Here is a 14,276-nt window from a genome sequence, read left to right on the forward strand (position 1 = left end):
TGGGGGAGCGTGGGGGCCACACAGGCCGGCGCCGGGCCGCCCCAAGGCGGCCTGCGGCCCCCTCGGGGGGCAGCGACCACACGAAGTGGGGAGCGTGGGGGCAACACTACTCAGGCTTGATGTTCGCCGCCTTGATGACCTGCGCCCATTTCTCGACCTCGGCCTTCTGGAAGGCCGCGATCTGGGCTGTCGTCAGGTCGGCCGGCTCCATGCCGAAGCCCTTGAGCTTCTCCTGCATCTCGGGCGTCGCCAGGATCTTGCGGATCTCGGTGTGGAGGCGGTCGACGATCGGCGCCGGCGTGCCGGCCGGCACGAAGATCGCCTGCCACGACGCCACCTGGAAATCGGCCAGGCCGGCAATGCCCGACTCGGCGACCGTCGGCACGTCGGGCATCGAGGCCAGGCGCCGGGGCGAGGTCACGGCCAGGGCGCGCAGCTTGCCGCTCTGGATGTGCGGACCGGCGACCACGGTGGTGTCGAACATCATGTCGACCTGGCCGCCGATCACGTCCTGGATCGCCGGGCCGCTGCCCTTGTAAGGGACGTGCGTGAACTTCACGCCCGACTTGTAGGCCAGCAGTTCGAGCGCCAGGTGCTGCGAGGTGCCAGTGCCGGCCGATGCCGAGGACAGCCCGCCCGGCTTGGCGCGGCTGGCCTCGAGCAGGTCCTTGAGCGTCTTGTAGGGGCTGGCGTGGTTCACCACCAGCACCACCGGATTGGTGCCGATCAGCGTGACCGGCATGAAGGACTTCTGCGGGTCGTAGCCGAGCTTGGGATAGAGGCTGATGTTGATCGCGTGCGAGCTGACCGTGCCGCCCAGCAGCGTGAAGCCGTCGGGCGCCGCGCGTGCCGCGATCTCCGAGCCGACGCTGCCGCCGGCGCCGCCCTTGTTGTCGATGATGATGCTGGTGCCCAGTGCCGGTCCGAGCTTCTGGCCGATCAATCGGGCCAGCACGTCGGTCGTGCCGCCGGCAGGGAAGGGCACCAGGTAGGTGATCGCCTTGCCCGTCGGCCAGGAGGGGGCCTGGGCGAAGGCTGGCATGGCGGGCAGGCCGGCTGCCAGCGTGGCTAGGGCGGTGTGGATGAGGGTGCGGCGTTGCATGGGGGTTCTTCCTAGTCAGTTGAGGACAGAGCAAAAACCGCTGCGCGGTTTGTGGGTCTGTCCCGCAAGGTCTCAGGGCTGGTCTTAGGGCTTGATGTTCAGCTTGGTGATCAGCGCCTTGTAGTAGGCGTTGTCCTTGGCCAGGGTTTCCTTGAACACGGCGCCGTCGGTGTAGACGTAACCCAGGTTCTGCTTGTCCATGGCTTCGCGCATCATCGGCTCGGCCGCCGTCTTGGCGGTGATCTCGCGCAGCTTGGCCATGACCTCGGGCGGCGTGTTCTTCGGTGCGCCGAGCCCGCGCCAGGTGCCGATCGACAGATCGATGCCGCGCTCCTTGGCGGTCGGCACCTTCTCGAAGCCCTTGACGCGCTGGTCGGCCATCACCGCCAGCATCTTGAGCTTGCCCGATTGCACATGGGTCGTGACCTCGGCCGGGCTCACCGCCACGGCCTCGATGTGGCCGCCGAGCAGGGCCAGCACCGCGGGTGCGGCGCCCTGGAACGGGATGTGGCCGAACTTGGCGCCGGTCTTGTCCTCCAGCGCGGCCGCGGCCAGGTGCCAGATCGAACCGTTGCCCGAATTGCCCACGCGCACGCTCTCGGGAGACTTCTTCGCGGCGGCCAGGAATTCCTCGATCGTGTTCCAGGGCGCGTCGGCCTTGACCGTGATCGCGGCCGGGTCGGCGTTGAGCTGCGCGATCGGCTGGAAGTCGTCGTAGTTGAACTTGGCCAGGCCCAGGTGCGGCAGCGTCAGCAGTTCCACCGTGAGCACCGCGAGCTTGTAGCCGTCGGGCTTGGCATTGATCACCTCGGTCCAGCCGATCGCGCCGCCGGCGCCGGGCCGGTTGACGATCACCATGCTCTGCGACATGTGCTTGCGGCTGGCGTCGGCGAAGGTGCGCGCGAGGCCATCGGTGCCGCCGCCGGGCTGGTAGGGCACCAGCAGCTCGATGGTGCGGTTCGGGAAGTCGGTGTCGGCAGCGGCGGCAGGTGCGCCAAGGCCGAGCGACAGGAGGGTGGCCGACGAGATCGCGGCCAGGCTGCGCAGGAAGTTCGATTTGTTTTTCAAGATGCTTTGTCTCCGTTGTTGTCGATGGAATGCGCGGGTGCGCGAGTGAAAGTGTGCGCGGGGTTCAGGGCATGTACTGGCCGCCGTTCACTTCGAGGATCTGGCCGGTCACGTAGCCGGAGAGTTGCGGCGACGCCAGGTACAGGAAGGCGCCGACGCAGTCGTCCGGCTCGCCGAGGCGGGCCATCGGGATCCCGGCCTTGAACGATTCGAGCAGTTGCGGGGTCGAGAAGCGGTCCTGGAACGGCGTCAGGATGACGCCCGGCGACACCGCGTTGACGCGGATCCCGTCGGGCGCGAGTTCCTTGGCCAGGCCGTGCGTGGCGGTGCTGACGAATCCCTTGGCGCCGGCATAGAGGTAGGCGCCCGGGCCGCCGCCGTTGCGCGCCGCGATCGACGACACGTTGATGATGCTGCCGCCGCGGCCCTGGGCACGCATCCGCGGCACCACCTCGCGGCAGCAGGCCAGCACCGAGCGGGCGTTGATGTGCAGCACTTCGTCGAACAGGGCGTCGTCGAAGTCGGCGATCGGCACCCGCTTGACCAGGCTGCCGGCGTTGTTGACCAGCACGTCGATACCGCCGAGCCGCTCGTCGGCCTGCGCGACCAGGCGCCGGATCGCGGCACTGTCGCGGACGTCGCCCTGCAGCGCGAAGGCTTCGCCACCGGCCGCCTGGATGGTGGCGACGACCTGTTCGGCGGCCGCGGTCGAGCTGTTGTAGTGGACGGCCACGCGCATGCCGCGCGCGGCGTAGGCGATGGCGACGGCGGCGCCGATGCCGGTGCTGGCGCCGGTGATCAGGGCGCTGCGGTTCTTGAGGTCTTCCATGGTTGTGCTTTCTTTTCTAGTCAGTTGGGGACAGAGCAAGGCACGGCTGTCTCGGTTTTTTGGGCTGTCGCTTTCTAGTCAGTTGAGGACAGAGCAAAAACTGCTGCGCAGTTTCTTGGTCTGTCCCGCAAGATCTCAGGTGACCGGTGCCGGGTTGAACAGCACCAGTGCGTTGTGCAGCTTCCACTGCTCGGCCCAGGTCTTGCGGCGGCCGCTGGCGACTTCGAGCATCAGTCGGAACATCTCCCAGCCGATGTCCTCGATGGTGGCGTCTCCGTCGGCGATGCGCCCGGCGTTGACGTCCATCAGGTCGTGCCAGCGGCGCGCCAGGTCGCTGCGGGTGGCGACCTTGATCACCGGCACCTCGGCCAGGCCGTAGGGCGTGCCGCGGCCGGTGGTGAAGACGTGCAGGTTCATGCCCGCGGCCAGCTGCAAGGTGCCACAGATGAAGTCGCTCGCCGGCGTGGCGGCGTACAGCAGCCCCTTCTGGCGTGCCTTCTCGCCCGGCGCGACCACGCCCGAGATCGGCGCGCTGCCGCTCTTGACGATCGAGCCCATCGCCTTCTCCACGATGTTGGAGAGCCCGCCCTTCTTGTTGCCGGGCGTGGTGTTGGCGCTGCGGTCCACGCGCCCGCGGTCCAGGTAGGCGTCGTACCAGGCCATCTCGCGGATCATCGCCTCGGCCACCTCGGGCGTGCTGGCGCGCGAGGTCAGCTGGTCGATGCCGTCGCGCACCTCGGTCACCTCGGAGAACATCACGGTGGCACCGGCGCGCACCAGCAAGTCGGTGCAGAAACCCACCGCCGGGTTGGCCGTCACGCCCGAGAAGGCGTCGCTGCCGCCGCACTGCACGCCCACCACCAGCTCGCTGGCGGGCACGGTCTCGCGCCGGCGGGCGTTCAGGCGCTCCAGGTGCTCCTCGGCCTGGCGCAGGATCGAGTCGACCATCGACATGAAGCCCACGTGGGCCTCGTCCTGCAGGCAGACCACGTCGAGCTTGGCGTCGGCGCTGTCGCCGACGTCGGCCACATTGCGCTCGTCCACCAGCGCGATGCTGCCCGGGGGCAGCAGGCGCTCGGGCTGCAGCTTCTCGCAGCCCAGGCTGACCACCATCACCTCGCCGCCGAAGTTCGGATTGAGGCTGATGTTGCGCAGCGTGCGGATCGGGATGACGGCGTCGGGGGCGTCGATCGCCACGCCGCAGCCGTAGCCGTGGGCGAGGGCGACGACGTCGTCGACGTTGGGGAACCGGGGCAGCAGCTCGGCCTTGATGCGCTGGACCGCGAAATCGGTGACGCCGGCCACGCACTGCACGGTCTGGGTGATGGCCAGGATGTTGCGGGTGCCGACGGAGCCGTCGGGGTTGCGAAAGCCCTCGAAGGTGTAGCCCTCTAGCGCCGCCGCCGCGGGCGGCCTGACGGTGGAGATGGGCAGGCCCTGGAGCTCGCGCGCGGCGGGCATCTTCAGGAGCCGCTCGTGCACCCAGCTGCCGGCCGGGATGTCCTTGAGCGCGTAGCCGATCGGCACGTCGTAGCGGCGCACCACGCCGCCCTCGGGGATGTCGATCAGCGCCACCTTGTGCGCCTGGGGCACCTTCTCGCGCAGCACCAGGCCCGAGGGGAACACCGTGCCGCCCGCCAGGCCGCCGTCGTTGGCCACGATCGCGACGTTGTCGTTCTCGTGCATGCGGATGGTGAGCGGCGGCTTGACGGCTTCGGACATGTGCGCTCCCTTACTTGACCACCATGAACAGGCCCGGCAGCCAGGTCGAGAAGGCCGGCACGAAGGTGACGACGCCGAGCGCGAAGATCAGCGCGCCATAGAAGGGCCAGATGGTCTTCATCACGGTGCCGACCGAGACCCCCCCGATCGCGCAGCCGACGAACTGGGTCGTGCCCACCGGCGGGGTGTTGAGGCCCAGGGCGCAATTGATCAGCATCACGACGCCGAATTGCACCGAAGTCATGCCGTACTGCTGCGCGATCGGCAGGAAGATCGGCGTGCACAGCAGGATGGTCGCCGCCATGTCCAGGAAGGTGCCCAGCACGAACAGGATGACGTTGATCAGCAGGAAGATCATCCACGGCGTGGTCGTGATCTGCGACAGCATCTGCCCGGTGAGTTCGGCCACGCCGTAGAGGCTGATCAGATAGCCGAAGGTGCTCGAGATGCCGATCAGCAGCAGGATCACGCCCGTGGTGCGGACCGCCTTCGCCGCCGCCTTGATGAAGTGCTCCCACTTCAGCGTGCGGTAGACCAGGATCGTCAGCGCCAGCGCATAGAGCACGGCCACGGCGGCCGATTCGGTCGCGGTGAAGACGCCCGACAGGATGCCGCCGAGGATCAGCACGACGATGAACAGGCCCGGCAGTGCGGCCGCGAACGAGCGGGCCACGATCTGCCAGCCCGGGAAGGTGCCGGCCGGATAGCCGCGCTTGACCGCCACCAGGTAGGCCGCCGCCAGGTTGCTGATGGTCAGCACCGCCGCGGGCAGCAGTGCCGCGAGGATCAGCGCCGCGATCGACACCTTGCCGCCCGCCGCGAGCGAATAGATGATCAGGTTGTGGCTGGTCGGCATCAGCGCGCCGACCAGGGCCGCGTGGGTCGTCACGTTGACCGCGTAGTCGGCGTGATAGCCCTCCTTCTTCATCATCGGGATCATCACGGCGCCCATGGCCGAGACGTCGGCCACGGGCGAGCCCGAGACGCCGCCGAACAAGGTGCAGGCCACCACGTTCGACATGCCCAGGCCGCCGCGCACGTGGCCCACGAGGTTGCGCGCGAAGTTGACGATGCGGTCGGCGATGCCGCCGTAGAGCATCAGCTCGCCGGCGAAGATGAAGAACGGGATCGCGAGGAACGAGAAGATCCCCATGCCGGAGGTCATCTGCTGGAAGCCGACTTCCAGCGGCAGGCCTTCGTAGAGCAGGGTGGACAGGGCCGACAGGCCGATGGAGAACGCCACCGGCACGCCCAGCAGCAGGAAGACCGTGAAGGAGATGCAGAGGATCAGGAGAGGAATGGTCATGGCTCAGCCCCAGGCGGGTTCGACTTCGCGGCCTTGGGCGAGCGCGATGATGTGTTCGATCGAGAACATCACGATGAGGACGCCGGACACTGCGGCCGGCACGTATTTCCAGCCTTCGGAGATCCACAGCGTGGGAAGGCGGTAGCCCCAGACCGATTCGGCCAGCGAGGCGCAGTTCCAGGCCATCGCGGCGCCGAACAGCAGGATCAGGAAGTGGATCAGGAATTCCATCTTGAGGCGCAGCCAGTCGGGCGCCAGCACCAGGAAGGACTCGAGGCCGATGTGGCCCGCATCGCGCACGCCGACGGCGACGCCGAGCATGGTGACGTAGAGCACCAGCAGCAGCGCCAAGCTCTCGGCCCAGGTGGGGGTGTTGTTGAGGACGTAGCGGCCGAACACCTGCCAGCTCACGGCGCAGATCACCGCGACGAGGCCGAAGATGCCCAGCCACATGCAGGCGCGAGCCAGCGTGCGGCAGATTTTCGTGTACATGATGATGTGGGTTGGCGACGCCCTCCCGCGTGCGGGGAGGGCGGCCGGGCTCAGACGATTACTTCGTTTCCTGCACGCGCTTGACGAGGTCCTTGAGCTTGGCGTCGACGATGAACTTGTCGTACACCGGCTTCATCGCGGCCTGGAACGGGGCCTTGTCGATGTCGATGATCTCGGCGCCGCCGGCCTTCACGGTCGCGAGCGACTTCACTTCGCGCTCCTGCCATTGCTTGCGCATGTAGGGCACCGACTCCTTGGCGGCCTGGCGCAGCCAGCCCTGCTCCTGCGGCGTCAGCTTGTCCCACGCGCGCTTGGAGAACAGCAGCATCTCGGGGGCCATCGAGTGCTCGGTCTTGGTGTAGTACTTGGCGACCTCGAAGGCGCGCGAGCTTTCATAGGTCGGGTAGTTGTTCTCGGCGGCGTCGATCAGGCCGGTCTTGAGGCCGGTGTAGACCTCGCCCATCGGCATCGGCGTGGCGTTGGCGCCCATCGCCTCGAGCATCGAGACCCACAGGTCGGACTGCTGCACGCGGACCTTCTGGCCCTTCATGTCGGCGAAGCTGCGCACCGGCTTCTTGGCCGTGAACATCGAGCGCGCACCGCTGTCGTAGTAGGCCAGGCCGATGAAGCCCTGCTTCTCGCAGGACTTGAGGATTTCCTCGCCGATCGGGCCGTCCAGCACCTTGTGCAGATGGTCGACCGAGCGGAACAGGAAGGGCATCGTCGGCACCTGCGTCTCGGGGCAGATGTTGTTCATCGGCGCGATGTTCACGCGCACCATCTGCAGCGCGCCGATCTTGGTCTGCTCGATGGTGTCCTTCTCGCTGCCCAGGGCGCTGTTGTTGAACACCTTGATGGTGTCCTTGCCGCCGGACAGCTCCTTGAGCCGTTCGCCCATGAACTTGACCGCGGTCACGGTCGGGTAGTCGTCGGGGTGGATGTCGGCCGACCGGAACTCGGTGGCCTGTGCGGCCATCGCGGTCATGCCGGCCGCGATGGCGACGATGAGTGCGTGCTTGTTGAACTTCATTTGTCTTCCTCTTGCTGGTGGTTGTCGTGAAAAATTGAAATCGATCGCTTCAGGCGCCGAAGGCCGGCTCCGGAATGCCCTGCGTGCCCGGCCGCAGCGCGAACACGCCACCGGCCAGGGGCTGGTCCGACAGGTCGCCGCCCGGGCGGATCGAGGTGACGAACAGGGTGTCGAGCTTGGGGCCGCCGAAGGCGCACATCGCCGGCTTCTTGACCGGGACCTCGAGCGAACGGTCGAGCCGTCCCTCGGGCGTGAAGCGGTGCACCTGGCCGGCGTCGTTGCCGCAGATCCAGTAGCAGCCGTCGGCATCGACAGCGGCGCCGTCGGGACGGCCGGGCAGGGGGTTCATGTCCACGAACACGCGGCGCTTCGATGGCGTGCCGGTGGCGGTGTCGTAGTCGAAGGCCCAGATCGTCTGCACGCTGGGATGCGAGTCCGACAGGTACATCGTGCGGCCGTCGGGGCTGAAGGCGAGTCCGTTCGGCACGATCAGGTCATCGAGCTGCAGCGACGCTGCGAGGCTGCCCTTGTCGTGGCGGTAGAGCCGGCCGACGCGGGCGCCGGCAGCCATGTCCATCAGCATCGTGCCGGCCCAGAAGCGGCCTTGGCGGTCGCAGCGGCCGTCGTTGAAGCGCATGCCGGGCCGCGCGTGCGACACCTCGGCGAGCCGGGTGGCCGCGAGCGTGCCGCCGTCCTGCGGCGTGAGCGAGAACAGGCCGCTTTCCATGCCGGCGATCCAGCTGCCCGGCAGGTCGGCGCGCGGCGCGATGCAGGCCGGCATTTCGTCGCTGGCCCACTGCGTGTGGCCGGCCGCCGACCAGCGGTGCAGCGCGCGGCCGGGAATGTCGACCCAGTACAAGGCGGACTCCGCCACCGACCACACCGGGCTCTCGCCCGTGCCGCAGCGCGCGTCGACCACGAGTTCGGCTTGGCTCCCCATGGCGCTCAGTCTCCGAACGGACCCTGGGCGGTGAAGGCGCCGCCCTGGTAGATGGCGTTGGGGTCGGTGGAAGCGACCGGTGGCTGCTGCTCGACCTTGTCGCGAAAGACTTCGGACGTGTCTTGCGGCGCGTAGCCGAGGATGGCGGCGCCCGAGTTGTCCCACCAGACGTCGCGGTTGGCCGACACGCCATAGACCACCGTGTGCCTGACGCCCGGCGTGAACAGCGACTTCTCGATCAACGTGGTCAGGTCGCGGTAGCTGAGCCAGGTGCTCATCATGCGGCGGTTGAGGGGCTCGGGGAACGAGGAGCCGATGCGGATGCTCACGGTCTCGATGCCCCAGCGGTCGAAGTAGAACTGGGCCACGTCCTCGCCGAAGGATTTCGACAGGCCGTAGTAGCCGTCGGGCCGGCGCGTGTTGCGGGCGTCCAGGGGCTCGGTCTGCTTGTAGAAGCCGATCACGTGGTTGGAACTGGCGAACACCACGCGCTTCACGCCGTGCCGGCGGGCGGCTTCGTAGATATGGAACACGCCCTTGATGTTGGCCTCGAGGATCTCCTCGAAGGGCCGCTCCACCGACACGCCGCCCAGATGCACGATGGCGTCGCAGCCGGCCACCAGCGCATCGACCGCCTGCTTGTCGGACAGGTCGCAGGCGACGACTTCCTCGTGCGGGCCTTCGGCCGCTGACAGCGATGCGATGTCGGAGAGGCGCAGCACGCCCGCGTAGGGGCGCAGGCGTTCGCGCAGGACCTTGCCCAGGCCGCCGGCGGCGCCGGTCAGGAGGAGGCGGCCGACTTGGGGGGCGGGGGAGGAAGGGGTAGCGGAAGCGGCGCTCATTCGTGTCTCTGTCGGATGACGTAAGTTATCGGTTGTCGTACAACGTAGAGGCGATTATCATCACGCCATGTCGAACCTGTCAACGGGGTCTACCGCAACCACCGAAGCTGCCGCCGGCGGCGCTCCTCCGCGCCGCAGGGTGCGGGGCCTGGCGCATGGCCTGGTCGACGACCTCGGCGACAAGATCCGCAGCCAGCAGTTGCGCCCGGGCGACAAGCTGCCGACTGAGTCGGCCATCATGCAGACCTACGGCGTGAGCCGCACCGTGGTGCGCGAGGCGCTCTCCAAGCTGCAGGCCGGCGGGCTGGTCGAGACCCACCATGGCATCGGCACCTTCGTGCTGCAGCCGCGCGCGGCCGGCATGTTCCGGCTCGAGGCCTCGGACATCGCGACCTCGGTCGACGTGCTCGCGGTGCTCGAACTGCGCATCAGCCTGGAGACCGAGTCCGCAGGCCTGGCCGCGACCCGCCGCACCGAGGAGCAGCTGGCCGCCATGCGGCAGGCGCTCGACGACTTCGAACACAACGTGACGACCGCCGGCGACACCGTGGCGCCCGATTTCCGCTTCCACCTGCAGATCGCGCAGGCAACCGGCAATCCCTACTTCGCGGACATCATGAGCCACCTCGGCACCACGATCATTCCGCGCACCCGGATCACCGCCATCCGCAATCACGACCGGCGCGGCGAATACCTGAGCCGCGTGAACCGCGAGCACGAGGAAATCTACGCGGCGATCGCGCGCCGCGACGCCGAGTCGGCGCGCGCGGCGATGCGCATCCATCTCACCAACAGCCGCGAACGGCTTCGGCTCGCCCAGGAAGCGGCCCGGCTCGACGCCGAGCAGACCGCGGCCGCAGGGCAGGGGCCGGCGGCCTGAGCGGCGCGCAGGTCTTTTGCTGGACATCTGCCGGATCTAGTTGTACGATGACTGACGACATCGCTACCATGCGATTCTCATTCCTCAACGAACCTGGAGACAAACCCATGCGCTTGAATCGCCGCCATCTGGTCCTAGGTGCACTCGGCAGCGGACTGCTGGCCGCCGGTGGTGCCGCACAGGCCGCCGACGCCTGGCCTTCGAAGCCGATCCGCATCGTCGTGCCGTACCCGCCCGGCGGGTCGTCCGACATCATCGCCCGCTCGATCAGCGTGCCGCTGTCGGAGGCACTCAAGCAATCCGTGATCGTCGAGAACCGCGCCGGCGCGAATGGCAATCTCGGCGCCGATCTGGTGTCCAAGGCCCAGCCCGACGGCTACACGCTGCTGCTTTGCGACGTCGGCGCGCTGGCGATCAGCCCCTCGGTCTACACCAAGCTGTCCTTCGATCCCGCCAAGGACCTGCGCGGCGTGACCATGCTGGCCTACTCGCCGCACCTGCTGGTGGTGCATCCGTCGGTGCCGGCCAACAACCTGAAGGAACTGGTCGCGCTGTCGAAGAAGTCCGACCTCAATTTCGCGGTCACCGCCACCGGCAGCGCGCCGCACCTGGCCGGCGTCGCGCTCGAGCGCGCGAGCGGCGCGCGCTGGGTCTACGTGCCCTACAAGGGCGGCGTGCAGGCGGTGCAGGACACGGTGGCCGGCCAGACCCAGGTGCTGATGAACGGCATGCTGGCGACGCTGCCGCATGTGCAGAGCGGCAAGCTCAAGGTGCTGGGCGTGTCCAAGGGCACGCGCATGCCGCTGATCGGCGAAGTGCCGACCATTGCGGAGCAGGGCGTGCCCGGCTTCGAATCCGGCACCTGGCAAGGCGTGCTGGCGCCGCGCGGCACCCCCGAGGCGCTGGTGCAGCGCCTCAACAAGGAACTGATCGCCATCATCCGCTCGCCCGACATCCGCTCGCGGCTGGCCGGCCAGGGCGCCGAGGTCGTGACCATGACGCCCACCGAGCAGGACCAGTTCTTCGAGAAGGAACGCGCCCGCTGGGCCAAGGTCGTGAACGCCGCCCAGATCAAGCTGGACTAGTCAGAGCCTTTCATCCACCCCTCTCCACCACCCTGTTCTTCAAAATGAATCCCCAAGAACTCAAGACCATCATGGGCTCCGGCCTGCTGTCCTTCCCGCTCACCGATTTCGACCGCGACGGCGACTTCGACAAGAAGAGCTACGAGAAGCGGCTCGAATGGCTCGCGCCCTATGGCGCCAGCGCGCTGTTCGCGGCCGGCGGCACCGGTGAATTCTTCTCCCTGACCGCCGACGAATACCCGGCCATCATCGAGACCGCGGTCCAGACCTGCCGCGGCGTGGTGCCGATCATCGCTGGCGCCGGCGGCCCGACGCGCTTCGCGATCCAGTGCGCACAGGCGGCCGAGAAGGCCGGCGCCCATGGCGTGCTGCTGCTGCCGCACTACCTCACCGAAGCCGGCCAGGAAGGCCTGGCGGCGCATGTCGAGGCGGTCTGCAAGAGCGTGAAGTTCGGCGTCATCGTCTACAACCGCGGCCAGAGCAAGCTCTACCCCGACACGCTCGAGAAGCTGGCCGAGCGCTGCCCGAACCTGGTCGGCTTCAAGGACGGCATCGGCGACATCGAACTCATGAGCGCGATCCACCTGCGCATGGGCGACCGCTTCGCCTACCTCGGCGGCCTGCCGACGGCAGAGGTCTATGCCGCGGCCTACAAGGCGCTCGGCACGCCGGTGTATTCGTCGGCGGTGTTCAACTTCATTCCGAAGACCGCGATGGACTTCTACCATGCGGTCGCCAAGGACGACATCTCGACGCAGCACCGCCTGCTGAAGGACTTCTTCATGCCCTACCTGGACATCCGCAACAAGGGCCAGGGCTACGCCGTGAGCATCGTGAAGGCCGGCGCGAAGATCGTCGGCCACGATGCCGGTCCGGTGCGCACGCCGCTGACCGAGCTCAAGGCCGACGAATACCAGGCCCTGGCCGCGCTGATCGACAAGCTCGGCCCGCAGTAATTTCCCAAGCGCTTTCAATCACAACAACAGGAGACAAAAAAATGCTGAAGAAACTGGTCTTGATCGCTGCCGCCACCGCGGCTTTCGCCGGCTGCACCACGATGCGCGGCAACGAGGCGGCCAAGTCGCCGGCAGTCGCCGCCGCGGCAGAGAAGCTGCGCGTGGCGATGATCGACCCGACGCCTGCAGCGCTCAATGCGCTGGTGGCCGACGACCTGAGCTACGGCCACTCGGGCGGCAAGGTCGACACCAAGACCAGCTTCATCAGCGACCTGATGGACGGCAAGTCTGACTTCGTGACCATCGCGATCACCGAGCAGACCATCAAGGTCATCGACAACGTCGCGATCGTGCGCCATACGCTCACGGCCGACACCAACGACTCCGGCAAGCCCGGCAAGGTCAGCATCAAGATCCTCGGCGTCTGGCAGCAACAGGGCCCGGGCGGCGACTGGAAGCTGCTGGCCCGCCAGGCGGTGCGCCCGCCACAGTAAGCTGCCTATCTCCACCCCGATTCCCAAGGACCCTGCCATGCAGAACTTCGACAACCTCATCAACGGCGAATGGCGTGCGGCTGCCAGCTACAGCCCGAACGTCAACCCGAGCAATCTCGGCGACGTGCTGGGCCAGTACGCGCAGGGCGACGCGGCCCAGGTCGACGCCGCCGTGGCGGCCGCCACCGCCGCCTTCCCGGCCTGGTCGACCGGCGGCATCCAGGCGCGCTCCGAGGCGCTGGACAAGATCGGCAACGAGATCCTGGCGCGCAAGGAAGAGCTCGGCACGCTGCTGGCCCGCGAAGAGGGCAAGACCAAGGCCGAAGGCATCGGCGAAGCCACCCGCGCGGCGCAGATCTTCAAGTTCTTCGCCGGCGAATGCCTGCGCCTGTCGGGCGAGGTGCTGCCGTCGGTGCGCCCGGGCATCGGCATCGAGATCACGCGCGAGCCGGTCGGCGTGGTCGGCCTGATCACGCCGTGGAACTTCCCGATTGCCATCCCGGCCTGGAAGATCGCCCCGGCGCTGGCCTTCGGCAACTGCGTGGTGATGAAGCCGGCCGACCTAGTGCCGGGCTGCGCCTGGGCGCTGGCCGAGATCATCAGCCGTTCGGGCATCCCGGCGGGCGTGTTCAACCTCGTGATGGGCCGCGGCAGCGTGATCGGCGATGCGCTGGTCAACCACCCGGGCATCCACGCGATCAGCTTCACCGGCTCGGTCGGCGTGGGCCGCAACATCGCGGTGCAGTGCGCAACGAACCACAAGAAGGTGCAGCTCGAGATGGGCGGCAAGAACCCGCAGGTGGTGCTGGACGACGCCGACCTGAACCAGGCGGTGGAGCTCAGCGTGCAGAGCGCCTTCTATTCGACCGGCCAGCGCTGCACCGCGTCGAGCCGGCTGATCGTGACCGAAGGGATCTATCCGAAGTTCATCGAGGCGATGAAGGCCCGCATGGCGAAGATCAAGGTCGGCGATGCACTGGCGCAGGGCACCGACATCGGTCCGGTGTCCTCGAAGTCGCAGCTCGACCAGGACCTGGAATACGTCGCGATCGGCAAGGGCGAGGGCGCCACGCTGGCCGCGGGCGGCGAGCGGCTCAAGCTCGACACCGACGGCTACTACATGTCGCCGGCGCTGTTCAGCGAGTCGGCGGCGTCGATGCGCATCAACAAGGAAGAGATCTTCGGGCCGGTGGCGAGCGTGATCCGGGTGAAGAACTACGAGGAGGCGCTGGCCACGGCCAACGACACCGAGTTCGGCCTGTCGGCCGGCATCGCCACCACCTCGCTGAACCACGCGACGCACTTCAAGCGCCACAGCCAGGCCGGCATGGTGATGGTCAACCTGCCGACGGCGGGGGTGGATTACCACGTGCCCTTCGGCGGCCGCAAGGGATCGAGCTACGGGCCGCGCGAGCAGGGCAGGTATGCGCAGGAGTTCTTCACGGTGGTGAAGACGGCCTACACGCTGGCCTGACCCTGCGGCCTCAAGCTGCTCGATGCCGAGCCAGGCGGCTGGCCAGCACCGCCAGC

General features: G+C 67.7%; 14 protein-coding genes. 5 read left to right on the forward strand and 9 right to left on the reverse strand.

Annotated features, from left to right (window positions below; genetic code table 11):
- Window positions 1–106: 106 nt before the first annotated feature.
- The 9 genes from QTI45_RS01455 to QTI45_RS01495 all read right to left on the reverse strand — a co-directional run bounded on the left by QTI45_RS01455 (window position 107) and on the right by QTI45_RS01495 (window position 9,331).
- Window positions 107–1,102: a Bug family tripartite tricarboxylate transporter substrate binding protein gene (locus tag QTI45_RS01455; RefSeq protein ID WP_286371331.1), complete on the reverse strand. Its 996-nt coding sequence runs from the start codon at window positions 1,100–1,102 to the stop codon at window positions 107–109.
- A gap of 84 nt (window positions 1,103–1,186) precedes the next feature.
- A complete protein-coding gene (locus tag QTI45_RS01460; RefSeq protein ID WP_286371332.1) occupies window positions 1,187–2,170 on the reverse strand; it encodes a Bug family tripartite tricarboxylate transporter substrate binding protein in 984 nt (327 codons plus the stop codon).
- A gap of 64 nt (window positions 2,171–2,234) precedes the next feature.
- Window positions 2,235–2,999: an SDR family NAD(P)-dependent oxidoreductase gene (locus tag QTI45_RS01465; RefSeq protein ID WP_286371333.1), complete on the reverse strand. Its 765-nt coding sequence runs from the start codon at window positions 2,997–2,999 to the stop codon at window positions 2,235–2,237.
- Window positions 3,000–3,134: 135 nt separating this feature from the next.
- Complete coding sequence (garD, locus tag QTI45_RS01470) at window positions 3,135–4,721, reverse strand: galactarate dehydratase (protein WP_286371334.1); 1,587 nt, start codon at window positions 4,719–4,721, stop codon at window positions 3,135–3,137.
- 10 nt (window positions 4,722–4,731) lie between these two features.
- A complete protein-coding gene (locus tag QTI45_RS01475) occupies window positions 4,732–6,027 on the reverse strand; it encodes a TRAP transporter large permease (RefSeq protein ID WP_286371335.1) in 1,296 nt (431 codons plus the stop codon).
- A gap of 3 nt (window positions 6,028–6,030) precedes the next feature.
- Complete coding sequence (locus tag QTI45_RS01480; protein ID WP_286371336.1) at window positions 6,031–6,519, reverse strand: TRAP transporter small permease; 489 nt, start codon at window positions 6,517–6,519, stop codon at window positions 6,031–6,033.
- A gap of 58 nt (window positions 6,520–6,577) precedes the next feature.
- On the reverse strand, window positions 6,578–7,549 hold the full coding sequence (locus QTI45_RS01485) for a TRAP transporter substrate-binding protein (protein WP_286371337.1): 972 nt from the start codon (window positions 7,547–7,549) through the stop codon (window positions 6,578–6,580).
- A gap of 49 nt (window positions 7,550–7,598) precedes the next feature.
- Window positions 7,599–8,489, reverse strand: a complete 891-nt coding sequence (locus QTI45_RS01490; protein ID WP_286371338.1) for an SMP-30/gluconolactonase/LRE family protein — start codon at window positions 8,487–8,489, stop codon at window positions 7,599–7,601.
- Window positions 8,490–8,494: 5 nt separating this feature from the next.
- Entirely contained in the window at window positions 8,495–9,331 is an 837-nt protein-coding gene (locus QTI45_RS01495) for an NAD-dependent epimerase/dehydratase family protein (RefSeq protein WP_286371339.1), read from the reverse strand.
- A 67-nt stretch (window positions 9,332–9,398) separates the two neighbouring features.
- On the opposite strand from QTI45_RS01495, the gene QTI45_RS01500 reads away from it, so the two are divergent.
- The 5 genes from QTI45_RS01500 to QTI45_RS01520 all read left to right on the forward strand — a co-directional run bounded on the left by QTI45_RS01500 (window position 9,399) and on the right by QTI45_RS01520 (window position 14,220).
- Entirely contained in the window at window positions 9,399–10,211 is an 813-nt protein-coding gene (locus QTI45_RS01500; RefSeq protein WP_286371340.1) for a FadR/GntR family transcriptional regulator, read from the forward strand.
- 107 nt (window positions 10,212–10,318) lie between these two features.
- Entirely contained in the window at window positions 10,319–11,296 is a 978-nt protein-coding gene (locus QTI45_RS01505; RefSeq protein ID WP_286371341.1) for a Bug family tripartite tricarboxylate transporter substrate binding protein, read from the forward strand.
- Between the two features lie 44 nt (window positions 11,297–11,340).
- Window positions 11,341–12,252, forward strand: a complete 912-nt coding sequence (gene kdgD, locus QTI45_RS01510; RefSeq protein ID WP_286371342.1) for a 5-dehydro-4-deoxyglucarate dehydratase — start codon at window positions 11,341–11,343, stop codon at window positions 12,250–12,252.
- 41 nt (window positions 12,253–12,293) lie between these two features.
- Window positions 12,294–12,746 carry a nuclear transport factor 2 family protein gene (locus QTI45_RS01515; RefSeq protein ID WP_286371343.1) on the forward strand — a complete coding sequence of 151 codons (453 nt, stop codon included), beginning with the start codon at window positions 12,294–12,296 and terminating at the stop codon, window positions 12,744–12,746.
- A gap of 37 nt (window positions 12,747–12,783) precedes the next feature.
- Window positions 12,784–14,220, forward strand: coding sequence for an aldehyde dehydrogenase family protein (locus QTI45_RS01520; RefSeq protein WP_286371344.1), 1,437 nt, complete (start codon window positions 12,784–12,786; stop codon window positions 14,218–14,220).
- The last annotated feature ends 56 nt before the right edge of the window (window positions 14,221–14,276 follow it).

The organism is Variovorax saccharolyticus, assembly GCF_030316765.1.
In the GTDB taxonomy this organism is placed as follows: Bacteria; Pseudomonadota; Gammaproteobacteria; order Burkholderiales; family Burkholderiaceae_C; genus Variovorax; species Variovorax saccharolyticus.